This window comes from Winogradskyella sp. 266wxhm (genome assembly GCF_058964685.1).
This window is the reverse complement of the sequence record NZ_CM179559.1, coordinates 1,921,990-1,944,936: the sequence shown is the minus strand read 5'-3', so window position 1 is coordinate 1,944,936 and position 22,947 is coordinate 1,921,990. Positions and strand designations below refer to the sequence as shown.

Annotated in this window: 26 protein-coding genes; 21 read left to right on the top strand and 5 right to left on the bottom strand. The window is 32.6% G+C overall.

From position 1 onward, the window contains the following. The first annotated feature begins 2 nt into the window (after positions 1–2). The 5 genes from AC2H4K_RS08560 to AC2H4K_RS08540 all read left to right on the top strand — a co-directional run bounded on the left by AC2H4K_RS08560 (position 3) and on the right by AC2H4K_RS08540 (position 6,565). Complete coding sequence (locus AC2H4K_RS08560) at positions 3–947, top strand: alpha/beta fold hydrolase (protein WP_281139321.1); 945 nt, start codon at positions 3–5, stop codon at positions 945–947. A 3-nt stretch (positions 948–950) separates the two neighbouring features. Continuing rightward, positions 951–2,369: a hypothetical protein gene (locus tag AC2H4K_RS08555; protein ID WP_493743047.1), complete on the top strand. Its 1,419-nt coding sequence runs from the start codon at positions 951–953 to the stop codon at positions 2,367–2,369. Positions 2,370–2,524: 155 nt separating this feature from the next. Next, positions 2,525–5,008, top strand: a complete 2,484-nt coding sequence (locus AC2H4K_RS08550) for a TonB-dependent receptor (RefSeq protein ID WP_281139323.1) — start codon at positions 2,525–2,527, stop codon at positions 5,006–5,008. Positions 5,009–5,019: 11 nt separating this feature from the next. Beyond that, a complete protein-coding gene (locus tag AC2H4K_RS08545) occupies positions 5,020–5,802 on the top strand; it encodes an alpha/beta fold hydrolase (RefSeq protein ID WP_281139324.1) in 783 nt (260 codons plus the stop codon). Further along, positions 5,795–6,565: a 3-hydroxybutyrate dehydrogenase gene (locus AC2H4K_RS08540; protein WP_493743046.1), complete on the top strand. Its 771-nt coding sequence runs from the start codon at positions 5,795–5,797 to the stop codon at positions 6,563–6,565. The genes AC2H4K_RS08545 and AC2H4K_RS08540 overlap by 8 nt, the downstream gene beginning before the upstream one ends. 171 nt (positions 6,566–6,736) lie before the next feature. Here the strand turns inward: AC2H4K_RS08540 and AC2H4K_RS08535 are convergent, their stop codons facing one another. Then, the gene (locus AC2H4K_RS08535; RefSeq protein WP_281139326.1) at positions 6,737–7,069 is read right to left on the bottom strand and encodes a single-stranded DNA-binding protein; all 333 of its coding nucleotides are present in this window, start codon (positions 7,067–7,069) and stop codon (positions 6,737–6,739) included. Between the two features lie 235 nt (positions 7,070–7,304). Here AC2H4K_RS08535 and AC2H4K_RS08530 point away from each other — a divergent pair, with 235 nt between their 5' ends. Further along, positions 7,305–7,484, top strand: a complete 180-nt coding sequence (locus tag AC2H4K_RS08530; protein ID WP_281139327.1) for a hypothetical protein — start codon at positions 7,305–7,307, stop codon at positions 7,482–7,484. Here the strand turns inward: AC2H4K_RS08530 and AC2H4K_RS08525 are convergent. Continuing rightward, the gene (locus AC2H4K_RS08525; protein ID WP_281139328.1) at positions 7,477–7,665 is read right to left on the bottom strand and encodes a hypothetical protein; all 189 of its coding nucleotides are present in this window, start codon (positions 7,663–7,665) and stop codon (positions 7,477–7,479) included. The two genes, AC2H4K_RS08530 and AC2H4K_RS08525, sit on opposite strands and share 8 nt — an antisense overlap. 205 nt (positions 7,666–7,870) lie before the next feature. On the opposite strand from AC2H4K_RS08525, the gene AC2H4K_RS08520 reads away from it, so the two are divergent. Together AC2H4K_RS08520 and AC2H4K_RS08515 are read left to right on the top strand one after the other, a co-directional pair. Further along, on the top strand, positions 7,871–8,470 hold the full coding sequence (locus tag AC2H4K_RS08520) for a hypothetical protein (RefSeq protein ID WP_281139329.1): 600 nt from the start codon (positions 7,871–7,873) through the stop codon (positions 8,468–8,470). A gap of 151 nt (positions 8,471–8,621) precedes the next feature. Beyond that, positions 8,622–9,419 carry a hypothetical protein gene (locus AC2H4K_RS08515; protein WP_281139330.1) on the top strand — a complete coding sequence of 266 codons (798 nt, stop codon included), beginning with the start codon at positions 8,622–8,624 and terminating at the stop codon, positions 9,417–9,419. 42 nt (positions 9,420–9,461) lie between these two features. Here the strand turns inward: AC2H4K_RS08515 and AC2H4K_RS08510 are convergent, their stop codons facing one another. Continuing rightward, positions 9,462–10,427: an IS110 family RNA-guided transposase gene (locus tag AC2H4K_RS08510; protein WP_281141647.1), complete on the bottom strand. Its 966-nt coding sequence runs from the start codon at positions 10,425–10,427 to the stop codon at positions 9,462–9,464. A 219-nt stretch (positions 10,428–10,646) separates the two neighbouring features. On the opposite strand from AC2H4K_RS08510, the gene AC2H4K_RS08505 reads away from it, so the two are divergent. The 12 genes from AC2H4K_RS08505 (at position 10,647) to AC2H4K_RS08450 (ending at position 19,138) form a co-directional block, all read left to right on the top strand. Beyond that, entirely contained in the window at positions 10,647–11,306 is a 660-nt protein-coding gene (locus AC2H4K_RS08505) for a hypothetical protein (protein WP_281140573.1), read from the top strand. Positions 11,307–11,462: 156 nt separating this feature from the next. After that, positions 11,463–11,933: a hypothetical protein gene (locus AC2H4K_RS08500; RefSeq protein WP_281140574.1), complete on the top strand. Its 471-nt coding sequence runs from the start codon at positions 11,463–11,465 to the stop codon at positions 11,931–11,933. Further along, positions 11,926–12,438 (top strand): MepB family protein, encoded by a 513-nt coding sequence (locus AC2H4K_RS08495; RefSeq protein ID WP_281140575.1) that lies wholly within the window; start codon positions 11,926–11,928, stop codon positions 12,436–12,438. The genes AC2H4K_RS08500 and AC2H4K_RS08495 overlap by 8 nt, the downstream gene beginning before the upstream one ends. Before the next feature lie 301 nt (positions 12,439–12,739). Further along, complete coding sequence (locus AC2H4K_RS08490; RefSeq protein WP_281140576.1) at positions 12,740–13,594, top strand: CPBP family intramembrane glutamic endopeptidase; 855 nt, start codon at positions 12,740–12,742, stop codon at positions 13,592–13,594. Positions 13,595–13,663: 69 nt separating this feature from the next. Next, positions 13,664–14,404 carry a DJ-1/PfpI family protein gene (locus AC2H4K_RS08485; RefSeq protein WP_281140577.1) on the top strand — a complete coding sequence of 247 codons (741 nt, stop codon included), beginning with the start codon at positions 13,664–13,666 and terminating at the stop codon, positions 14,402–14,404. A gap of 100 nt (positions 14,405–14,504) precedes the next feature. Then, entirely contained in the window at positions 14,505–15,356 is an 852-nt protein-coding gene (locus AC2H4K_RS08480) for a helix-turn-helix domain-containing protein (RefSeq protein WP_281140578.1), read from the top strand. A 95-nt stretch (positions 15,357–15,451) separates the two neighbouring features. Further along, positions 15,452–15,937 (top strand): anthrone oxygenase family protein, encoded by a 486-nt coding sequence (locus tag AC2H4K_RS08475; protein WP_281140579.1) that lies wholly within the window; start codon positions 15,452–15,454, stop codon positions 15,935–15,937. Positions 15,938–15,949: 12 nt separating this feature from the next. Next, entirely contained in the window at positions 15,950–16,795 is an 846-nt protein-coding gene (locus AC2H4K_RS08470; RefSeq protein WP_281140580.1) for an SDR family oxidoreductase, read from the top strand. Continuing rightward, on the top strand, positions 16,792–17,529 hold the full coding sequence (locus AC2H4K_RS08465) for a DUF3108 domain-containing protein (protein WP_281140581.1): 738 nt from the start codon (positions 16,792–16,794) through the stop codon (positions 17,527–17,529). Before AC2H4K_RS08470 ends, AC2H4K_RS08465 begins: the two co-directional genes overlap by 4 nt. Before the next feature lie 11 nt (positions 17,530–17,540). Continuing rightward, positions 17,541–17,981, top strand: coding sequence for a GNAT family N-acetyltransferase (locus AC2H4K_RS08460; RefSeq protein WP_493743045.1), 441 nt, complete (start codon positions 17,541–17,543; stop codon positions 17,979–17,981). A 120-nt stretch (positions 17,982–18,101) separates the two neighbouring features. Continuing rightward, positions 18,102–18,746 (top strand): fused MFS/spermidine synthase, encoded by a 645-nt coding sequence (locus tag AC2H4K_RS08455; protein WP_493743044.1) that lies wholly within the window; start codon positions 18,102–18,104, stop codon positions 18,744–18,746. 41 nt (positions 18,747–18,787) lie between these two features. Then, positions 18,788–19,138 (top strand): hypothetical protein, encoded by a 351-nt coding sequence (locus tag AC2H4K_RS08450; RefSeq protein WP_493743043.1) that lies wholly within the window; start codon positions 18,788–18,790, stop codon positions 19,136–19,138. Here the strand turns inward: AC2H4K_RS08450 and AC2H4K_RS08445 are convergent. Continuing rightward, positions 19,135–19,626 (bottom strand): CBS domain-containing protein, encoded by a 492-nt coding sequence (locus tag AC2H4K_RS08445; protein ID WP_281140587.1) that lies wholly within the window; start codon positions 19,624–19,626, stop codon positions 19,135–19,137. The two genes, AC2H4K_RS08450 and AC2H4K_RS08445, sit on opposite strands and share 4 nt — an antisense overlap. A 376-nt stretch (positions 19,627–20,002) precedes the next feature. On the opposite strand from AC2H4K_RS08445, the gene AC2H4K_RS08440 reads away from it, so the two are divergent. Beyond that, entirely contained in the window at positions 20,003–20,713 is a 711-nt protein-coding gene (locus AC2H4K_RS08440) for a tetratricopeptide repeat protein (RefSeq protein ID WP_281140588.1), read from the top strand. A gap of 72 nt (positions 20,714–20,785) precedes the next feature. Here the strand turns inward: AC2H4K_RS08440 and AC2H4K_RS08435 are convergent, their stop codons facing one another. Beyond that, entirely contained in the window at positions 20,786–22,858 is a 2,073-nt protein-coding gene (locus AC2H4K_RS08435; protein ID WP_281140589.1) for a M13 family metallopeptidase, read from the bottom strand. Positions 22,859–22,947: the final 89 nt, after the last annotated feature.

The window sequence follows — 22,947 nt, the reverse complement described above, 5'->3', positions numbered from 1 at the left end:
AAATGAAACAACTAAAATTAGTATTCTTTTTTACACTAATTAGCACCACAATTTTCTCACAGCACCAACAAAAACCTATGAAAGACATACTTTCAGAATACAAATTTAAAACCTATTCTTTAGCGCTAGACAGTCTAACAATAAGTTATATAAAAGAAGGAAAAGGAGAAAAGACCTTATTATTTGTTCACGGTCTTAGTAGTAATTCAGACGCTTGGTCAAAAAACATTCAAAGCCTAAGTGAAAAATATACTTGCATTGCTTTGGATTTGCCTGGCTATGGCAAATCCTCAAAACCTAAAGCCAACTATACTTCAAGCTTTTTTGCCGAAGTAACTCATGATTTTATTGAAAAATTGGGTTTAACAAATGTCATTTTAATTGGGCATTCCATGGGAGGACAAGCAAGTATAAAACTAGCTACACAACATCCTGAAGTTGTAGAAAAATTGATTTTGGTTGCACCTGCTGGTTTAGAACAATTTTCGGAAACCGAAGGAGCCATGATAAAAAGTATCTACACAACAGACATGGTAAAACACACTACAGATGAGCAAATCAGAAAAAACTATGCGCTAAATTTTTATAAGCAACCAGAAGATGTTTCAAAAATGATAGAAGATCGTATCAAAATTAAATCATCATCAGATTTTGAAGAACATTGCGGAGCTATTGTAAAAAGTGTTTCTGGCATGATTGACGATCCTGCTTTTGAAGATTTAAAAAACATCAGCCAACAAACTCTAGTCATCTTTGGGAAAAACGATATGCTTATTCCAAATCGTTATTTTCACCCAACACTAACTGTTGAAAAAGTAGGCAACATAGCACTTGAGGAAATAAAAAATGTGGATTTAAAATACGTTGATGAATCTGGTCATTTTGTTCAGTTTGAAAAACCCAAAGACGTGAACTTGCTCATAGAAGATTTTATAGAAGGTGAATAATTAATGAAACAGAAACTCAAAAAATTTACTGAATTTAGCAAAACCATTCTACCTCATGAGGCCAATTATCTCCAATCTGTAATTCAATTTACAGATGAAGAAAAGCTTCAAATCATAAATCTTTTAATCACCAATGCCTTATCGAAAATTGAATTCAAGGATTTTGACACTTCCATCAATAAGCGAAAATACTCCTACATCAAAGATTGGGTTGAAAAAAAGCTTGCTAGTATTGATGTAGACGCTACCATTGATTGGATAATTACCCTTAAGAAAAAGATTCTTACAGATGCCATAACCTCAACCGAAGAGTTAGAATTCCTTCAATATATTGTTCAGTACAAAACCGTAGAATACAATTTTCAGACTATTTATGATCTTGCCAAAGCATACAAATCTTATTTACTTGTAAGGATGCGCTACAAAGATCATGAAGTTATTGCAGACTTCTTAAACAGTTACGAAGCTTCTTATAAAAATGCCATAGAAATACACGAAAAACTCTACCAAGCCACAACCGAAATCACAAACCAATACACCTTAAATAATAACGAAACCAAGCATTTAGAATCTTGGCTATATGAGGTTTTTAAAAATGAAAATCTTGATGGTAAAAACAGGTATCAGGCTTTTGTTTTATTAGCTTTCATGTACACCAACTATAATGAAAACGACAAACTACAATCACTCTTCGATTATATAGACATTTATTTCAGCAAAGGTGAAATGTACTCCAGACGTTTGCTGTCCAATTATTATGCGAGTAGAGTTTTGTTACACTCTAAACAAAATGAATTCTCGGAAGCTGAATATTACGGTTACTTATCTATAAGGCAAAACAATAACGACACACTAATGTATGTCAATAATTTGGCGGCCATTTTACTTAGAAACAACAAACCTAAACAAGCTTTTGATCTCTTTGAAAATTACAAGGATTTATATAGAGACGTCCATAACTTCCATCAAAAGATAGGGTTTTGTTCTTACCTCATACGAATTCATGCAGAACTAGGTAAATCAGAACTTGCAGAAGCTACTGCCAAAACGTTCCTTAAAAAATATAAAGATGAAGTACTTCAGCATCGTTGGCATCATTTTTTTACATCTTACATCAATATCTTAATTGCACGAGAAAAATATGAAGAAGTCTTAAAACTATCTTCAAAATTCAACCTTACCGAAAGAGAAAAAGAGCGTTCAAAAAAGATTAATTATGTACCTAATGTATCGTGGAGTATTTCTCTTTCAAGATACATGGAAGGCAAAATAAATTCTGAACGTTTGCTTGATGAAATTAAGGAGCCTTTAAAGCATATTAAACCCAATTTAAATCAAAAACAACTGATGTTTAAGGTTATAGACAAGCTTTCTAACAACCTTCCAGAGGCTTTTTTTAAACTAAAGTCACACATAGAATAAAAGTATTTAAAACATTGATTTTAAATAAATTAAATACTTTTTAAAACATCAAAACCTAAAAAAGTCACATTTTATTACTCTAAAAATCTCATGCTTATTTTTTCTTTTTCATGATAGATTGCCATAGAAAACTAATTAAACAACAAGACTACATTATGAAAAAACTATTTCTATTGCTAACCATCATTGGTTCCTTTGTTGTTGGTGCACAAACCACTGGCAAAATCGAAGGAAAAGTAACCCTTGAAGACGGCATGCCAATGTCTGGTGCAACGGTTTACATTAAAACCTTAGATAAAGGTACTGTTACAGATTTTGACGGTAACTTTATTCTCGATGATATTGAAGAAGGCCTTTATGACGTTTCTATTTCTTACGTAGGTTTTGAAACCGTGATGCAGAGCGTTACAGTTTCTGCGGGTCAAACAACAACCTTAAACACTACTTTAAAAGAAACAGACAGTATGTTAAATGAAGTAATCATTACTTCGAGCAAACAACCTCAAAAAATAACTGATGTACCAGCATCTGTTAGTGTTATTAGAGCTAAGGATATTCAAGAATTCCCTAGTTTTAATATTGGTGAACTAGCTGCCAGACAAAAAGGTGTGGACTTTGTGCGTACTGGTGTTTTAGGAACAGGTATAAACATTAGAGGTTTTAACTCTGCATTCAACTCTAAAAATCTTCAAATAACAGACGATCGTGTATCAATGTTAATTGCTACAGGTTTACCATACGGTTCTTTTTCTACCGTAACAAAAGATGATGTAGAACGTGTTGAAATCTTATTAGGCCCTAACGGAACGCTTTACGGACCTAATGCTCATAATGGTTTAGTAAGTACTATTACAAAAAATCCAAGAACATCAGAAGGTACTACATTTGTTTTTGGTGGAGGTAGTCAAAACGTTATAACAGGAAGGTTTAGACACGCTCAAGTTATAAACGATAAATTATCTTATAAAGTTCATTTTGAAAGAACTGCTGGTAGAGAGTTTCAGTATGTAGATTCTGTATATGTTGGCAACACTGCTTACACAGAAAAGAATTTAGATCGTGATTTTGATGCCTTAAAATACGGAGGAGCTGTTCATTACAAAACAGGAAAAAGCTCTGAATTAATAGGATATTATGGTCATAGTAACAACACTAACTTGGCTGTTACAAATGCTGGTAGAAACCAGATTAAAGATTGGACGCTAGACATCGCACAAGTAAAGTTTGTTTCTAAAAATTTCTTTGCTAATACTTACTACACTTGGAGTAGAACAGACGATACTTACGCTATAAATCAGCGTACACAAAACTATGTGTCATTTATAGAAAATGGTTTTTCGGAAGAAGAGTCTTGGAGCCGAGCTTTGTATGAGCAATGGGTTCCTGCTTTTGGAATTGCTATACCTAGAGGAGCCTTATTTAAAGATGCTTCTGAACGTTTCAATGCAGAAGCACAGTACAATAACAACTGGGATAAGTTTTACCTAACTGTTGGTGCACAATACCAACGTGATATGGCAGATTCAGACGGCACATATCTTTTAGATCAAGATGGACCAATAGAAATCGGACAAACAGGTGTTTACGGACAATTTGAATATAAGTTAGATAACGGATGGAATTTCTTATTAGGACTACGTGCAGATAACCACGATTTATACGGCACTAACTTCTTACCAAAAGCTGCAATTACAAAATCTGTTGATGCCGGAACATTCCGATTAACATACGGAAGAGGTATGGCTGTACCATCAATACTTAACTTAAAAGGAAACTTATTCGGTGGTTTAGTATTAGGAAACGGAGAAGGCTTTACGCTTAGTAACGGAAATACAATAGATGCCTTAGAAGTTGAAACTATCAACTCATTTGAAGCTGGTTTTAAAGGACAATTATCAGATAGATTCTACATTGATGTTAGTGCTTACTACAACATGTCAGAAAACTTTATTAGCCCACTACGTAATATTGCTGATGCAGCAAACAATGTTTATGTAACAGAGATTGGAGGCACGCCAATAGATGAAGTTTCTCCAGGAGCTAGTGCTTCACCTGCTTTATTAACCTATAGTAATTTTGGTAGTGTTGATACTTATGGTATTGATATCGGGTTGAATTATTACTTCTCAGATGCATTAAGAGCTTCACTTAACTACTCATATTTTGGACGTAGTTTAGATACTGACGATTTAGATAATGATGGTAACTTAGATGGTGTAGTTCTTGAAAGTGAGCTACCAATCAACACACCTTCTAATAAATTCAATTTAGGTTTACACTATAATAAAAATAAATTCTACGGAGCTATTTATGGTCGTTGGATAGAAGATTACGATTTCTTCTCAGGAATTAATGTCGCTGCTGAAACTCAAGATTTAGATGGTGATGGCGTAAATGAAATTGTAGAAAATGCTCAAGTTGGAAGAACATGGAACTACGGTCCTTTAGGAGGCTTTGTAGTAGATGCCAATATTGGATATAGCCTAAATGATAATGTCTCTTTTGGTCTTAATGTTACCAACTTATTCGATTCTGAAATGAGAGAGTTCGTAGCATCTCCTGCAATTGGAAGATTGGTGTCTTTCGAACTTAAATACAACGTGAATTTTTTCAAAAACAAAAAGAACTCTACAGATTAAGTTTTAAAATAATGCCAAAAATTAGAGTTAATAATGTAGAGCTATCTTATGAAGATAATGGAAGTGGTAAGGTCTTACTATTACTTCATGGTTTAGGATCTACTAAGAAAGATTGGGACGGTCAAGTCCCATTCTTTTCTAAAAATTATCGTGTTATTACTTTAGACCTTCGTGGTCATGGTGATTCTACAAAACCCAAAGAAGATTACGGTGTCCATTTTATGACCGAAGATGTTAAAGCTTTTTTGGATGCATTAAGCATAACTAAAGCTACTATTGCTGGTTTTTCTATGGGAGGAGCTGTTGCTTTCGACTTTGCCGTAAAACATCCTGACTATTTAGACAATTTGGTTATTGTAAATAGTGGTCCGGATTTTAATAATATGGGGCAAATCGGAGAAGATTTACTCAATGGAAGAACAAAATTCTTGGAAACAAAAGGGCTTGATGCTTTAGCTAAAGAAATTTCGTTTAACATGTTTCCTGAAGATTCCCAAGTTGCATTGCGTAATGAGTTTGAAGCACGTTGCAAACAAAATGACTATGATGCGTATTACAACTCCTTTGTCACTTTGATGGATTGGGGTTTAGGCGAAAAGCTAAAAGACATTAAAACCCGAACGCTGGTTGTAGCTTCAGATATGGATTACACTCCTATTTCTTTCAAGGAAGATTATGTAGAACGTATGTATGATGCCAGATTAGCTGTTATTAAAAACTCAAGACACGGAGTTGTTATAGATCAACCTGAAGCTTTTAATGAAGCTTTACAAAACTTTTTGAACAATGGATAGAGTTGCTCTTATCACAGGAAGCACAAGTGGTATTGGTTTAGGTATTGCCAAGCATTTTGCAAAAGAAGGTTATAACATTATGTTTCATGGTTTGGAAGATAATGGTGCCGACATTGCAAAATCCGTAGGTGATGCTCATGATATCAAAGTAGCTTTTTCTAATGCTAACTTGCTAAAATCCGAAGAGATTGAAGATCTCGTTAGCTCTACAATTAAAGAATTTGGTGCCTTGCATGTTTTGGTTAACAATGCTGGTATTCAATTTGTATCACCAATAGAAGAATTTCCAAATGTAAAATACGAGAATATCATTGCCATTAATATGAATGCGGCCTTTTATGCCTCTAAAGCAGCTTGGCCACAAATGAAATATCAAAAATTTGGTAGAATCATTAATATCTCATCAGTACATGGTTTAAGGGCTTCGGAATATAAAACAGCTTATGTAGCCGCAAAACATGGAGTTATTGGTATGACTAAAGTGATGGCTCTTGAAGGAGCATCGTACAACATTACATGCAATGCTATTTGTCCTGGTTATGTAAAAACACCTTTAGTTGAAGGACAGATAAAAGACCAAGCGAAATCTCATAACATGTCCGAAGATGAAGTTGTAGAAAAAGTAATGCTAAAAAAACAAGCCGTTAAAGATTTTGTGCCTTTAGAAGCGATTGGAGACATGGCTTTATTATTAGCTAAAGATTCTTCAACCACAATTACAGGTACTTCATTTGCGCTAGATGGTGGCTGGAGTGCCCAATAAAAGTATAGTTATAATTTGAGAAGAGTTAGTTAGTTTATTATAGAGATACTTTCAAATTGTAAACAAATTTTGCTAGACATATCTGGCAAAAACATAAAGACATCAGAAGAAAAATTTTAAGTGTTATAAAATTCTTCTGATGTCTATTTTATTTTAAACTCTTCTATGATGTTATTTGCTTAACATCAACAGCTCATTACACACTACTTCGGTAACATAACGTTTCATACCATCTTTATCTTCCCAAGAGCGTGTGGTTAATTTTCCTTCTATAGCAACCTCTTTACCTTTGCTTACAAATTTTTCTACAATTTGTGCTGTTTTTCCCCAAGCTACAATGTTGTGCCATTGGGTATCGGTTACCTTTTCGCCATGGCCGTTTTTGTAACTTTCATTAGTTGCTAGAGAAAACTTAGCAAGCATTTTGCCCGATTCTAGATTAATGATTTCTGGATCTTTTCCTAAATGACCAATCAACTGTACTTTGTTTTTTAATGCGTTCATAATTTCTAAATTTTAATGTTAAACAGTTAATACTATTGAACCTTCAGTGATTCAACATGGCAAAGATGAGAGAGTTGGTAAAAATTAGTCGGTATTTACCTATTTAAATTCATTTGTAAGTGTTTGTTGTCGTTTAAAATTGTCTAAGTAATTGACTGTATTGGCATTTGTTGTATTTTTAGTTGAAATTTAAAAGGTAAGTATATACCTTAGTTGTAAAACATTTAAAAAAACAATGAACACAACTGAATTAGAATACAGTCAAATAAAGAAAAATCTAACTGAAAAACTACTTGAATTAAGCTCTTTAAAAAAAGAAGCTGAAAACAAAGGATTGAAAGTAGAAATAGACTTCGGTTTTACAAATTATTTATGTAATGCCGAATCTGTAAGAGTGTATAAAGAGATTAATTAGACTTTTTTAATTTTGATATTTCGTCTAATAAGATTTTCTGATTTTTCAATATTGCGGTTATTCCTGAATTAATACTTTCTAAAATTACTGCATGGTTATCTACTCTTTTTCCGATTTTAGCTGTGTTATCAGTTGTAGCGGAAATAAGTTTATCTAAATCGTCAAATTGTTTTTGTGTCATAATATAAAAATTTGAACTAAATTTAATAAATAACATCGGACTGGCAATCAAAGCGAAAAATAAAAAACGTTTTACAACACCGTATATAAAAAATAAAGGCTAAAGGTGAAGCCTAAAGTTCACCGCAAAAACAAACAACCACAACGTCCGAAAAGTAATTTCACAAAAACCTTTACTTTTCATACACCGAGACGTTGCTCACAATATGAAAAAACCTTTGAAAAATCTATTTACACTTGGACTTTTATTAATTGGAATTACAGTTTTCGGACAAGAATACGGATTTGATATTCATAATACTTCACTGAACGAATATATCCAAATGGAAAAGAGTTTAGGAAGTGAAAGAATAACTACCAATTCTAATCACGTTTCATTCAGTGGAAACTCACAACCGATTAAATTTCAAAGAACAGAAAAAGTTATTCCTGACTTAATTACTTATTTGTACTTCAAAGAAAAAGATTCTACGATGTCAAAAGTTCTTTATGAATGGGATGTAAGACATTTTGGTGAAGAGGGAGAAAAGCAATCGAAAAGATTTCAAAAGAAACTAATTAGAAAATTTGAAAAATTAGAAAAGCAAATAACAAACCTTTATGGTAAACCGGAATCCAATGGAAACTTATCTGAAATAAAACTCGCAAACCAAAAAGGAGGGTTGAATAGGAATTGTAAGTGGTATCCAGATGACAAAACGGAAATTGAAATGTACGTTGTAGCTTCCAATTATTATGAGAAAAAAGGAATGATTACAATAAAACCGACTCACAGAATTAGACTCTATATTAGAAAACTAAATTAAATACTGTGCACAACATGTATAATCGCAATTACGGCGGATTCGACTGCGTCCGAATCCACTCGGAATTGCTAACGTCTGTGCTTAACCAAAGTTATTAACTTTAAAACCGTAACTGACGGTTATAAGCTACCGTTACCTGCAAGCTAAAAAAATGACAAAAACAGAAAATCAAATAGAGAATACGACAGAAAATATTAAACTTTATTCATCAAAAGCAATAAGCGGAGCAACTTTTTTAGGTGGACCTTTAGCTGCTGGATATTTGATTAGTGAAAATTTCAAAGCATTAAATAAACCAGATGACGGAAGAAAATCATTAATAATTGGAATAGTTACTACAATAATCCTTTTTGGTGGAATATTTATGCTTCCAGAACAAATAATTGATAAAATTCCAAGACAATTAATTCCTCTGATATATACTGGAGTTATTTGGGGAATTGTTGAATGGAAACAAGGAGATATTTTAAAAGCGCATAAAGAAAATAATAATTCCTTTTTTTCAGGTTGGAGAGCGGCTGGAATTGGACTGATATCGTTACTAATAATTGGAATTGGAATATTTGGCTACGCATACCTTGAATCAAGTAATCCCGCTTATGAAATTTATGATACTAAAATTGCCGAATTCTCAAAAAACGAAAATGAATCCTTAACTTTTTATGACAATATTGGGTTCAAAAGTAATTCAACATTGTTATCTGAATTAGATAATAAAGTCATCCCTAAATGGGAAAGGAATATTAAGATAATAAATGAATTAGATAATATTGATGGCTTGCCATCTGATTTATCTGACCAAAATAAAACTCTATTAAAATATTCAGAATTAAGACTTGAAGCATTTTTACTAATCAAAAAAGCAGTTTCCGAGGATACGGACAAATACGATAGTCAACTCAATATGTTGAATATTAAAATTGAGAATGAATTGAAAAAACTGAATTGAAACCAGCAGGTAACAAAGAACTGAGTTAAAAACCAAGCTTTTCTAGTTTAAATTTGACACATAATTTTCATCAAAGGGTAATTTTGATTTAGCAATAGCAAAGGCCTGTTTCAGTAGCTTGTTAGCTACCGCGATTAAGGCTAATTTTTTACTCTTGCCTTTGGCTATAATACGCTCGTATAACTCTCTGCAAGCCTTGTTATGATTGCATGCTGAAAATGCGCATAAAAAAAGCAGGTTTCTTAATTTCCTGTTTCCGATCTTACTGATCCTACTTCGTCCTCTAACACTACTGCCAGATGCTCTTATGGTTGGCGTAATACCAACATAACTGCACAATTGTTTAGCATTTTCAAACTTATTAAAGCCATCTGTTAGTACTATTAAAAATAAGGCTGTTTTTACTCCTATTCCTGGGATGCTCTTCAATAGTGTTAGTTGGTCTTGCTGTTCGCTTTTTACCAGTTCTAAAAGCCGCTCTTCTAAGCCTTTTATTTCCTTGGTAAGGTATCCTTGGTTTCTTTTGAGCGATTGATACACAAAACGTGATGGTTTCCCTAAGGCTTCTTCTCCTTTGATCTTGTTTTTGATGGCTGTACGCTGTTTTATATAAATATCCAATAACCTGAAAAGCTGCAAACATTCTGCCTGAACCTCTGTTAAGGCACTATACAAAGGAACAGCATTGTGCTCACCATAATCGCATATGGCCTTTGCATCGCTCTTATCGGTCTTTACTTTTGACAAGCGCATCTGGATAAAGCGTTTTACAGATAAGGGATTAACAACTGAGACAGTCACACCATGCGTGTGCAAATACTGCGCTAATCGGTAATGGTAGTAGCCCGTGGCTTCCATTATTACTAGTGCATTTTGTGGTAATGCTTTTAAAAGTAACTTAAAGCCTTTGTCATCATTGTTTAATTGATTGTGACCACTCGCTGTACTATAAACATCGAAGACGCTTTTACTGATGTCTATACCATAAATTTCTTTATCTTTAGTCATATGAAGTGATTTTGAAAGGACAATCTACTTTAGCATCAACAACTTAAAAACGAGCTCTAAAGGCTCACAGAACTGAACGATATCTAAGTAGAAAAGAGAGGGGATTATCATTGTTGTCGAAGTCTGTGCTTCACTGTATAACTTAACCTTAATCCTCTCTTTTGTGCTTTCTGATTAATAGTCTAAATGTAATGGATTGTAAACTTAAGATGTATAATTATGAAATACTTCTACCTATTAATAATATTTGCTTTATTATTTAGCTGCAATTCTATGAAGAGTGGGTCTGTTCCTAATTCGGAAGAATGGGTGGATGTTAATTATAGTAAAGGAGTTAAATTCTTGAATAAAAGAAATTTAAATAAAGCTTTAAAATATTTTCATTCTGCTCAACTTTTTGATTCTACTTCTTCAAAATCAAAAAAATCAAAAGAAATAATAGACTCATTACTTCCAATGTATAGAAAAGATAAAACAAAGAGGTTAAGTGGACGATGGAAATTGAAAGAACTAAATTTTAACCCATATCCTGGAAGTTTTTCTGACATTATTGAAATCACAGATAGTCTAATAAAATTTTACCAATATAAATCAGATTCAAAGTTTGAACTAGTTAGAAAGGAGAGAATAAAGTATTCAAAATATAATTCAAAAGATATTCTGTTTGATCCTTACAGTTTGGAATTTGAAAACGGAGAAATTTGGCTTTTTGAAATTGAAAGAAAACTCTTTAAAAATAAATTATACCCCACAATTGAAAAAGGTTCTGATGGTTATCACCATCACGTTATTGATGAGAGAAGTCTAATTATAAATAGAAAGGCAAGGCGAAAGACTCTAAAAGAAGAGACTTATACATTTTATGTTAAGGAAAAATAACCATACATAACAACAGCTATAGTTCATTGCTTCTAACTTTCCTCTCGAAAAGTCTTCACAAATTTGCTATCTTCGGTTTACGGCGGAAAATTCTCGCAGATTTTCTCGCAACGAAACCATATACAAACCATTATAGAACATTTTCCAAGCCAAGAAATGAAAGAGCTTAAATCAGCTATTTTAGAATCTGACTTAACGAAATTGAACTTACTGTTGAGTCAAAATAAAGTTTCTGGATTAAACGATAAGAAAGTAAAAGAACTGATTAGTTTGAGTAAAGAAAAAGGAGTTGTAAAAATTGAAACTACTCTTTTGCTGAAATATAAAGCTGAACTGAACTCATTTTCTAAAAAGGATAAAGAAAAAATTATCATTTCATTGATAGAGGAATTAAGTGAGGAAATTTATTACTCTGGATGGAATGATGGTATTGAAAAAGAGTTGTGGAATTGGGGAAGCGGAATTTCTGAACCGAATGAAATATTTGCAAAGAGAGTTGTCGTATCAGACGCAAAACTAGCAGTAAATTTTGGGAATGAAATTGGACTTTGGGCGGAATGGAATGATAAACAGAATAAACCAAAGGTAATTACTTTGGAAAAATGGATTAAGAAAACAAATGACTAAATTTGAAACTCTGAATAGAAATCTTATTGAGGTTAAAACCAAAATTTACAACAAGCTATCTCTCAATATTTCCGAACTGAAAAATGAACATGAAGGAACAGAGTATGATGCCTGTCAATTTGAACTCAATGGAATGAAAATTATTTCCAGAAGTTCAAAAATCACACCTAAAAAAGTTGGGCAATTTGTGACATTTTGGAAACGTAATAAAAACGGAGAAACAGAACCTTATTCCGAAAATGACTTATTTGATTTTTATGTAATTAACGCTAAATCTGGAGATCGTTTTGGACAGTTTGTATTTCCAAAATCCGAATTAATCAATAAAGGTTTTGTAACCTCAGAAAAAAAGGATGGAAAAAGAGGCTTTAGAGTGTATCCTGTTTGGGATAAAACGCTGAATAAACAGGCAGAAAAAACTCAGAAATGGCAACTGAACTATTTTTATGAAATCAATAAAGCAACCAACTTAAAAGATGTCAGCAAACTGTATGATAAAAAATAAAATCTTAATACTGTTTTTAATAATTCTATTCAATCTACAATTTGGTTTTGGACAGGAAAATGAAGTCTGAATGAAATCGACTGAATCATAATTACCACTGAACCAATTAACCGAAAAGAAACAATTTATAAAATAGTAGAACTAAAATGCAACAAATTTTAGTCCTTGCAGAAATTAAAAACATCTCTACAAAGAAATAAATCATTACTTCCTACAAATAAGGTTACATATTGGCTTTAAAGACTCTGTAACGAAACTCTAACCGCTTCGTCTTCCTAAGACAAACCAATCAAAAAACCAAATGCTTAAAAATCCATCGGAGTGCAGAGATGCATGGAAAACTATTCTTTTATTTCTAGCCATTGTTACTGTTATTAGTGCTTTATTTCATTATGCAATAGTTAACCTATACCCTTCCAGAATATACATAGGATCATTAATGTGGTGTCCTGCTATAGCCACAATAATTACTTTAAAATTAAAGAAGCGACCTATTTCATCCCTAAATTGGAACTGGGGAAATTGGAAGTATATACGACTTTCCTATTTTACACCTGCTTTGTACGGTATTATAACCTACATATTAATCTGGAGTTTTGGTTTTGGAAATTTTGCAAACGATGAAACGATTACAAATTGGGGAAAAGAACTGGGGCTATTTGGTATTGGTACATTAAGTCCCACATTTACATTAATTATAGCTATTATTTTAGTAGGAACGACCGAAGTTATCAGATCAGCGGCAACTACGCTAGGAGAAGAAATTGGTTGGCGAGGTTTTTTTATATACGAGTTAAGAAAAGTACTTTCATTTACTGGTGTTTCTATTTTTAGCGGTATTATTTGGGCTACTTGGCATTGGCCAGTGATAGTATACTATGGCGAGAATGTAATCTTAGAATTAATCTCATTTTATATTGTAATAATATCCATGTCATTTATGATGACCTACTACACATTTAAGTCCAAAAGTTTATGGCCAGCAGTTATATTTCATGCTGTTAGCAATGTGTATATTCAAAAAATATTACCCGAATTAACAATTAGTATCAAAGGAACCGAGCATTGGCTTGGAGAAAACGGAATTATGTTCGCTATTGTTACTTGTCTATTCGGAATTTATTTTTGGAGAAAAGCGATTAAAGAAAAAATGTAGTTCGCAAAGTAAAACAGTGATGGTTGGCAACAACATAGAAATTAACGATATTTGAGAGAAATTTTAAGGATGAAAAATAGTCTTCTATTTATACTTTTAATATTCATAGCGAGTTGTAACTCTAATAAGTCAGATAATAAAGAAAATAATATTGAAAAACTGAACCAACAAAGTTCAGATACACTCACAAAACACCTAAAACCTTTTAAATCTGAATTACCAACCATTGGGCTTTTGATGTACAATGGAGTATTACAAAGTGAAATTATTGCCACTTCAGATGTTTTTGCTAAGCCTACGGAAAATGGAGAACAGCTTTTTAATGTAATTACAATTGCCGAAACTCAAAACCCAATTACTACCGAAGAAGGTATTAAAATCCTTCCTGATTATACTTTTGAAAACTGTCCGAAATTAACAGCTTTATTTGTGCCAAGCGCTTATGATATGTATTCGCAAGTACATAACAACAATATTGTAAACTTCATAAAAGAAAAGAACCAAGAGACAGATTACACTGTCAGCAATTGTGGCGGAGCACAATTAATAGGTAAAGCAGGAATTGCCGATGGACACAAAATTGTGACTTGGATTGGTGGTGGCACACAATTACAAAAAGATTATCCTAATCTAAAAGTTCAGAATGACAGTTTGATAACCTATATAAAAGACGGAAAGTTTTTATCCTCTAACGGTAATTTGGCTAGTTACATTTCTGCCCTTGAGTTAGTAGAGATAATGACCGATTCTACTCATAGAAAATTTGTAGAAAGCTACCTGTATCTCGATAGACTTCAGAATTGGAAATAGTGAATATTTTAAATTAAACAGTGTCAATCGGGATTTAACGCCTAGTTATATTATTTTGATTTTATCTATATTTATCTTGTTAATAGGCTAACAATTCAACATGAATCGTGAAATCTTAGACATAAACGATTGCACTATTTTATTGGAAGAAGCTTCTACCGATAAAACCTTGGTAGACTCCTGCTTTTTTGACGAGCCTGTTATAGCTATAGCGTTTTATGGATCTGGTGATGTTGGTTTAACGGTAAAGTACAACGAAAAAACCAAAACCTTTCATCATACCAAAGGCATGGTACTGTCTTTTTATGCTGACGATAAAGTAGAGTTTCAACATCACGTTTCAGAACTTAAGCCTTTACAATGTTTGGTTATTGCAACTACATTAAAAAGCTTAGATAAGCTACCAAATGGAGAAGGTCTGTTTTTAGAACAATTTTTATCCCAATTAGTTCACCCAAAAGATAGTTATGTAGAAGGCCCCGTATTCAACATGACGCCTGAGATGTTTCTGTTAGTTGAACAATTCTTTAGCAACACCTATGACGGAGGTATTAAAATGATGTTTTACAAAAGCCATATGACTGCATTGCTTGCGCATTATTTTGGACAACTGGCCAACCAACAAACTATTAAAACGGATACTGCCCAATTAGAAAAAATAAATTTGGCTCAAAATATCCTATTGTCCGATTTAGAAAATCCTCCTTCCCTAACCGAATTAGCCCAGAGAATAGGCACCAATACCAACAAACTGAAAAAAGAATTTAAAGCGCAATTTGGTGTTCCTGTTTTTAAATACCTTCAGAATGAACGATTAAAAAAGGCCTACAATCTTATTAAAAATGAACAAAAAAGCATTCAGGAAGCTGCATGGGCTGTAGGCTACGATAGTCTTGGCTCTTTCTCAAATGCTTTTGAAAAAAAGTTTGGTTATAGACCTAGTCAGGTTTAAAAATTCTTTTCGAATAAATCATAGTTCTTCCCGAATAAGTCCCTAAGATACAATCGTAATAGATTTGCTTCATAATTAAAAGCAAAAAATAAAGCATGAAATCTATTACGTTTTTCAGCACCACATTATTAAATGGTCTTTCTGCTGGTTTTTTCTTTGCTTGGTCGGTTTCGGTCATTTTAGGCACAAAAAAAGTAAGTAACTTCACTTATTTAGAAACCATGCAGAATATCAACAAGGAAATTCTAAATCCGCTATTCTTTTTAATCTTTTTTGGAAGTTTAGCTGCTTTAATATTAAACACTGCCTTACAGTTTAATAACAAGCTTGTCTTTTGGCTTCTGCTATCATCAACAATGATTTATTTACTGGGTACTTTTGGAGTTACTGCCCTTGGGAATGTTCCCTTAAACAATGAATTGGAAGCTTTAAATATTAGTCAACTCAACGCTTTAGAATTAAAAAATTTCAGAACCTATTATGAAGGTCACTGGAACATGTATCACAATATTAGAACACTATCAACTATGATTTCTTTTATCCTATTATTAATCTCAATTTTTATTCAAAAAATATTTTAAATCAATCAAATTATGAACAGTAACATTTTAGTCATCGGCGGAACTGGTAAAACTGGTAGCCGAGTAGTAAAGCAATTACAAAACCGAGGAATTAATCCTAGAATTGGATCTAGAAGTGCCTCTCCGAGTTTCGACTGGGACAACAAGGACACTTGGGTAGAATCTTTAAATGGTATCGAAAAGATGTATGTTACCTATTATCCAGATTTAGCTGTTCCTGGCGCTAGAGAAGCTATTGAAAGCTTAACATATTTAGCAAAAGAGCTAGGTGTTAAAAAAATAGTTTTACTCTCAGGAAAAGGCGAAACCGAAGCTGAAGCCTGTGAAGACATTGTTATAAATTCTGGTGTCAATTACACTATTGTAAGAGCATCTTGGTTTAACCAAAACTGGAGTGAAAGTTTCTTTCTAGATCCTATACTTTCTGGTGAAGTGGCGCTACCTATGTCTGATGTATTAATTCCATTTGTAGATGCAGAAGATATAGCCGAAGTAGCATCCACTGTTTTGTTGGATGACAATTATAACGGAAAAATTATAGAAATAACAGGTCCGGAATTAATTACTTTTAAAGACGCTGTTAACATAATTGCCAAAGTCAGTGAAAGAACTTTACACTTTTACGACATAAGCTTAGAACAATATGTAGACGGCATGAGGCAAATGCAAATACCTAATGATGTTATCTGGCTCATTGAGTATTTATTTAGCCATGTATTGACCAATCCAAATAACCAAAAGATCAGTAATGATGTAGAAAACGTATTAGGAAGACCAGCAAAAACATTTAAAGAATATGCCGAAGACACTGTTATAACTGGTGTTTGGGATCCTCAAAAAACAATTAATAAAAAATGAAAAATATAATATTTTTAATATTCTTGGCATTAAGCATATATATGAAGTCTTTTTGCCAAGATGCACCATTAAACCCATTAAATCATAATGCCAATATAGAGTTTCTAACATCAGAAACTTATAATATGGAATGGATTATGTTAAAAGATTCAACCGAAGTAAAAATTGGTGAAATAGAAACTCAAATAAAAAAAGAAAAAGAGTTAATCTATTTTATTACCTCAGTAAATATTAAACAATCATCTACTCAATGGATTGATAGCACCGTTATTTCGTCTGATAATTTAAAGCCTATATACCATTCTTCTTTTAACCAAAATAGGGATATGGTCTTAAAGTTTGACGATAATATCACTGGATACTATTTTGACAAACAAACCAATACTAAAACGCAAATTTTAGAAGAAACCAACAAGCCTTTTTTTGACAGTAATTTTTATCCACAACTAATAAGACTTCTACCTTTAGCCAAAGATTACTCCACTAGCATCTCTATTTTTGACTATAACCCTGATTCTAAAATTGGTGTAATTAAAGCCACAATAAAAAACACCACCAAAATAAAATTAGATTTTGACGGAAAAACTCACAATATTTGGAAAGTTGAAACCACAGACGACATTTCGGATAATTCGGTATTAAACACATATTACATTGAAGTTTCAAAGAGAAAAATTCTTAAACAAGAAATTGATTTTGGTGGAAAAAAAATGATAATGCGTTTAATCGATTAATTTCTTTTAAAATGAAAATAGACTTCATAAACAAATCTGAATATAAGGAAGTGGTGAATCTTTGGGAGGCATCGGTAAGGGCGACGCATCACTTTCTTAAAGATGACGATATTGAGTATTTTAAACCACTCATTTTGAATTCTTATTTAGATGCTGTAGAATTAAGATGTGTGAGAAATCATGAAAGTACCATTATAGGCTTTTCAGGAGTTGCCGAACATAATTTAGAAATGCTTTTCATCCATCCAGATTATAGAGGAAAAGGAATCGGTAAATTATTACTGAACTATTCTATTGAAAATCTGGGTGTATTTAAAGTAGACGTTAACGAACAAAACGGACAAGCCTTAGACTTTTATAAATATTCTGGTTTTGAAATTGTTGGCCGCTCTGAGTTAGATTCATCTGGAAAGCCGTATCCCATCTTACACATGGAATTGAATAAATCATAACAACTATTGACTATAAGAATTTAAATATCTCTACATTTAGATACTCTTAAAATACAACCTAAAAGACAAAGAGACCAAAACAGAACTTAAAAAAATGTTCTTTATTCTCTAAATATAAATATGAAGCGTTTGCTAAGCTACATTTATCCCGTGACCAAAACCATAGACTCCAAATACAGCGGAAAGCTAGAAATTACATGGTATAACGGCAAAAAACACCTTAACTCAGCAAACGCCAATTATAGCTATGGTTCGCTGCAACGTATTTTAAAGTTTGGCTTAAAAAAGATTAATCTTTCCAAAGTAAATTCAGTATTAATTTTAGGATTGGGAGGAGGAAGTGTCATTGAAACCTTGCTACAAGATTTTAATTATTCTGGGCTAATTGAAGCTATTGAAATTGATCCTATAATTATAGATATAGCTAAAACTGAATTTGGTATAGACAAGAACGACACATTAAAAATTCATTGTGCGGATGCCTATGAGTTCGTTAAAGACCACTCTAAAATATTCGACCTTATTATTGTTGATCTTTACATAGATTTAGATGTCCCAAACAAATTTCTGGATTTTGAATTTTGGGATAATATTTTGGCACTGAAAAACTCTTCTGGATCCATAATTTTCAATGCAGCAGTTAAAGTTTCAAAAGCTGATAAAATTATTTCGATTTCAAATTATCTAAAGACCAAAGTGTTTAATGTAGAATTTTATGACAATGTCAACAACACCAATACCGTCATTATAGCAAAAGGACTATAATTATTTTAATTTACTATATTGCAACTACTTAAGCGAATTATATGCAAAGAAAATGTCCTGAATGTGGTAGTAAAATTACTGGTAGAATTGATAAAAAATTCTGTAGTGATGGTTGTAGAAATAACCATAACAATCGCATGAATAAAGATTCTAAGAATCTTATTAGAAACACCAATAATAGACTGAGAAAAAACTATAGAATCTTAGAAGGCTTAAATCCAAATAAGAAAACCAAATGTTCTAGAGCTAAACTTATTGAAAAGGGATTTGACTTTAATTACTTCACAAGTATTTATACCACAAAATCAGGTACAACCTATTACTTTGTTTACGATCAAGGCTATTTACCTTTAGAAGGAGACTATTACGCTTTGGTAAAACGCGATGACTAAGCAGAGTTGCTAGTCTTAATTGTACTATTCCAATTTTCGCCTTTGAGTTGTAGTGCTGCTTTCAAAATATCTTTTTGGCTTATTTGCCCTACTAACTTTCCATTCTCAACAATAGGAAAACGTCTTCTTCTTGAACTCAAAAACTTATTGGCAGCATCAAAAACATTCATTTCTCCATCAATAGTTTCAACATCCCTAACCATACGTTTTTCAACATTATCATGTTCTAAAGGCATATTGTAATAACGACTCTCACTCAACTGTTTTAAGCAATCACCTTCAGAAATTATCCCTACTAATTCTTGCCTATCATTAACAACAGGACCACCAGAAATCTTATTTTTTATTAAAGACTCTACAACCTCTTGTACGGACTGTTCTGGAGTAAAGGTTATAAGCTGAGTTGTCATATAATCTTTAACTTTTAATGACGAAGGTGCAACAACATTTTGTTGTTTTCGCGACCCTTGAAAACTTTTGATTCCCATAGTTAGTGATTTTGAGTGAATTCTAAATTTATACAATAATTTTGAGCTTTCAAAACATTAAATATTAAAATAATAGGAATTATTCACTAAATAAGGCTTAAATATTGATTATTCTCAAATAAAAGGCGGTTACAATACTAAAAATGACATCTGAAATCTTCAGAACAAGTCTTTCTAATTTTAATTTGTTCACGGTTTGGTATAACTTTTGGATTAAGTCAATCCAGAATATTTGAATTTAGCAGAATTTTAAAGGTTCAATTCTATTAAATTTCATAGTTTTAGCGCCTTAAATCCTCTATAGGTAATATTCGCTTATAAAAATGATTTAGCAAATATTCTACTAAATAGACTATAAATGATAAACTAAGAACAAATGAAACAGATTACAATTGCAGTTATTATGCTTTTTTCGGTTGGTGTTTTTGCTCAGACTAATGCAGATTTAAAAAAGCACTACGAAGCTTATTACAAACAGATGAAAAAGCAAGGAGATATTCAAGGTATCATTAATGCCATGACTCATCTTGAGGTTTTAGAACCATCTGTTGCCAGAAGAGATACCATTGCTTACATCTACCTTTCTGAAGGACAATATATGCAAGCTCTTAATACTATTGGTGTAGAAAAGAATGCAACAGATTCTGATATGAATGTTGAAGTAAAAGCTTTAGCATTAAAAAATCTTAATCAACCAAAAATGGCTTTAGAACATTATGAAGTACTTTATAAAAGAGACCCAAATGTTTATTTAGCTTACGAAATGGCTGATCTAAAAATCCAAACTCAAGATTTAGCTGGTGCTAAATTAAACATAGATTATGCTTTAGCAAATGTAAAGGATGATATGAAGCGTGCTTATTATGAAACGCAACAGCCTTATGAGACCTCAATGAAAGCAGCCTTATTATACCTAAAAGGTATTTTAACTTTCACAGAAAATAGAACTGCTAATATTGATGCTGCTCTAAAACATATGAACGATGCTTTAGCAATTGACCCTAATTTCAACTTAGCTAGAGTGAGCAGAGAAGCTCTAGAATCCCAAAAAGCGCAAGCAGCTAAAAAACCTGCTACCGGAAACTAATAAAAGCTTAAATATAGAATAAAAAAGCAGCTCAAATTGAGCTGCTTTTTTTATAGTGATTCACAAAGTTTCTTACCAAATTCTTACACGGTCTTCTGGTGCAATGTACATGGCATCACCTTCTTTAATATCAAAAGCTTCATAAAAAGCATCAATATTTCTTAAAGGCTGAATCGCTCTATATACTCCTGGTGAATGAGGATCTGTTTTAATTTGTGTTTCTAAAGCATCTGGTCTACTTAGAGTTCTCCAAACGGTTGCCCAAGACATAAAGAAACGTTGCTCTGGCGTAAAACCATCTATTTTTTCTGGTCTTCCATTCTTTTCCAAATATATCTGTAAGCCATCATAAGCTCCCAAAACACCACCTAAATCACCGATATTTTCTCCAAGTGTGTTTCTACCATCTAGATGTAAACTATCATTAACTTTAATAGCAGAATATTGCTCTACCAACTTATCACCTCTCTTTTTAAACTCTGCTAAATCTTCTTCTGTCCACCAATTCACTAAATTACCATCACTGTCAAATTGAGCTCCTTGATCATCAAAAGCATGAGAAATTTCATGACCTATAACAGCTCCTATACCTCCATAATTAACAGCTTCGTCTGCTGTATAGTTATAAAAAGGTGGCTGTAATATTGCCGCAGGAAACACAATCTCATTATTCAATGGATTAAAGTATGCATTTACCATTTGTGGTGGCATTCCCCATTCTTTCTTATCTACTGGTTGTCCTAAATCTGAAAGTGATTTTTTCATATTCCAATCAGCAAAAGCTAACATGTTTTCAGCATAGCTATTACCTTCTTTTATCATTAATTCAGAATAATCTTTCCACTCGTCTGGATAGGCAATTTTCACTGTAAACTTGTCTAGTTTCTTTATAGCCTCCTTTTTCGTTTCTGGACTCATCCAATCTAACTTATCAATTCTGCCCTTAAATGCTGTAATGACATTGGCTATCATTTTCTCTGCTTTTTCCTTAGCTTCAGGCGGAAATTTAGCATCTACATACAACTTACCAATAGCTTCACCTACTCTACCAGTCACATTATCCATAGCACGATCTTCAGCTGGCTTTTGTTTTTCGGTTCCTCTTAAGGTTTTACTGTAAAATTCCCAGTTGGCTCTTTCCAAATCGGTACTTAAAAATGAAGCATTACTGTTTAAAGTACTCCATTTCATCATTGTTTTGATGTCATTTATTGGTGTAGACTTTAAAATATCATCTAGAGCCTTCATGTATCTTAATTCAATAACATAAACTGTATCTAATTTTTGCTCAACACCTATGTCTGATATAAACATATTCCAGTTTACTGATGGTGTTAGTTCCGATAACTCTTCTAAAGTTCTTGGGTTGTTAAGGTTACTGAAATCTCTACGCTCAGCCTTATCAAGTTGTGGTTCTGCCAACTTAGTTTCGAGTTCTAAAATCATTTCTGCAGCTTTTTTAGCTTCTTCTTCATTGTAATCTACAAACTGCATCATTCTCGTAACGTGATCTACGTATTGTTGACGACGTTCTTTTGATTTTTCATCTTGTAATACATAGTAATCACGATCTGGAAGTCCTAAACTACCTTGAGCAATATACGCAGCATAAACACTACTGTCATTGATATCTGGAAATACATTAAAACTAAAAAATGGTGCATCTATACCTATGGTTTTAGCATACACCGTTTGCATATCTTCAAGATTTTTTATGCCCTCAATTTTGTCTAATAATGGAATAATTGGGTTGATTCCTTCCCTGTTTCTTGCAACCGTATCTAATTCTGATTCAAAAAACAAAAGGGCTTTCTTTTGATCTGTACCTTCTTCGTAAGCACCTAATTCTTTAGATTTTTTTACAATGTTTAATACATCGTTTCGTGTAGATTTTCGTAACACATTAAAACCACCCCAACCAGCCTCATCTTCTGGTATTTTGGTGTCTTTCATCCATGTGCCATTAACGTAATTGTAGAAGTCATCTTTTGGATTTACTAAAGTATCCATGTTCTGCAATACAATTCCAGGAATTTTCTCTTCCTCTGCCATTGCAGTGTCTTTCTTAGCTTCTTCTTTACACGACACAAACGAAAGAATAGCCAAGCCTGATATCGTTAAAAAACGATTAAGATTGGTTTTCATAAATTAATGATTTGATTAGTTCTGATTAAAAGTAATTAATTATTAGACCAATAAATCATAAAATTGTTACAACTTTCAAAAAAATTATA

Excerpts from the sequence above, each read along its gene's own strand:
- AC2H4K_RS08480 (WP_281140578.1), top strand. The coding sequence starts at position 14,505 with ATGAATCGTGAAATCTTAGACATAAACGATTGCACTATTTTATTGGAA.
- AC2H4K_RS08440 (WP_281140588.1), top strand. The coding sequence starts at position 20,003 with ATGAAACAGATTACAATTGCAGTTATTATGCTTTTTTCGGTTGGTGTT.
- AC2H4K_RS08485 (WP_281140577.1), top strand. The coding sequence starts at position 13,664 with ATGAAAAATAGTCTTCTATTTATACTTTTAATATTCATAGCGAGTTGT.
- AC2H4K_RS08550 (WP_281139323.1), top strand. The coding sequence starts at position 2,525 with ATGAAAAAACTATTTCTATTGCTAACCATCATTGGTTCCTTTGTTGTT.
- AC2H4K_RS08555 (WP_493743047.1), top strand. The coding sequence starts at position 951 with ATGAAACAGAAACTCAAAAAATTTACTGAATTTAGCAAAACCATTCTA.
- AC2H4K_RS08445 (WP_281140587.1), bottom strand. The coding sequence starts at position 19,626 with ATGGGAATCAAAAGTTTTCAAGGGTCGCGAAAACAACAAAATGTTGTT.
- AC2H4K_RS08495 (WP_281140575.1), top strand. The coding sequence starts at position 11,926 with ATGACTAAATTTGAAACTCTGAATAGAAATCTTATTGAGGTTAAAACC.
- AC2H4K_RS08490 (WP_281140576.1), top strand. The coding sequence starts at position 12,740 with ATGCTTAAAAATCCATCGGAGTGCAGAGATGCATGGAAAACTATTCTT.
- AC2H4K_RS08510 (WP_281141647.1), bottom strand. The coding sequence starts at position 10,427 with ATGACTAAAGATAAAGAAATTTATGGTATAGACATCAGTAAAAGCGTC.
- AC2H4K_RS08540 (WP_493743046.1), top strand. The coding sequence starts at position 5,795 with ATGGATAGAGTTGCTCTTATCACAGGAAGCACAAGTGGTATTGGTTTA.
- AC2H4K_RS08475 (WP_281140579.1), top strand. The coding sequence starts at position 15,452 with ATGAAATCTATTACGTTTTTCAGCACCACATTATTAAATGGTCTTTCT.
- AC2H4K_RS08560 (WP_281139321.1), top strand. The coding sequence starts at position 3 with ATGAAACAACTAAAATTAGTATTCTTTTTTACACTAATTAGCACCACA.
- AC2H4K_RS08525 (WP_281139328.1), bottom strand. The coding sequence starts at position 7,665 with ATGACACAAAAACAATTTGACGATTTAGATAAACTTATTTCCGCTACA.
- AC2H4K_RS08500 (WP_281140574.1), top strand. The coding sequence starts at position 11,463 with ATGAAAGAGCTTAAATCAGCTATTTTAGAATCTGACTTAACGAAATTG.
- AC2H4K_RS08505 (WP_281140573.1), top strand. The coding sequence starts at position 10,647 with ATGAAATACTTCTACCTATTAATAATATTTGCTTTATTATTTAGCTGC.
- AC2H4K_RS08435 (WP_281140589.1), bottom strand. The coding sequence starts at position 22,858 with ATGAAAACCAATCTTAATCGTTTTTTAACGATATCAGGCTTGGCTATT.
- AC2H4K_RS08465 (WP_281140581.1), top strand. The coding sequence starts at position 16,792 with ATGAAAAATATAATATTTTTAATATTCTTGGCATTAAGCATATATATG.
- AC2H4K_RS08450 (WP_493743043.1), top strand. The coding sequence starts at position 18,788 with ATGCAAAGAAAATGTCCTGAATGTGGTAGTAAAATTACTGGTAGAATT.
- AC2H4K_RS08530 (WP_281139327.1), top strand. The coding sequence starts at position 7,305 with ATGAACACAACTGAATTAGAATACAGTCAAATAAAGAAAAATCTAACT.
- AC2H4K_RS08455 (WP_493743044.1), top strand. The coding sequence starts at position 18,102 with ATGAAGCGTTTGCTAAGCTACATTTATCCCGTGACCAAAACCATAGAC.
- AC2H4K_RS08545 (WP_281139324.1), top strand. The coding sequence starts at position 5,020 with ATGCCAAAAATTAGAGTTAATAATGTAGAGCTATCTTATGAAGATAAT.
- AC2H4K_RS08535 (WP_281139326.1), bottom strand. The coding sequence starts at position 7,069 with ATGAACGCATTAAAAAACAAAGTACAGTTGATTGGTCATTTAGGAAAA.
- AC2H4K_RS08460 (WP_493743045.1), top strand. The coding sequence starts at position 17,541 with ATGAAAATAGACTTCATAAACAAATCTGAATATAAGGAAGTGGTGAAT.
- AC2H4K_RS08520 (WP_281139329.1), top strand. The coding sequence starts at position 7,871 with ATGAAAAAACCTTTGAAAAATCTATTTACACTTGGACTTTTATTAATT.
- AC2H4K_RS08470 (WP_281140580.1), top strand. The coding sequence starts at position 15,950 with ATGAACAGTAACATTTTAGTCATCGGCGGAACTGGTAAAACTGGTAGC.
- AC2H4K_RS08515 (WP_281139330.1), top strand. The coding sequence starts at position 8,622 with ATGACAAAAACAGAAAATCAAATAGAGAATACGACAGAAAATATTAAA.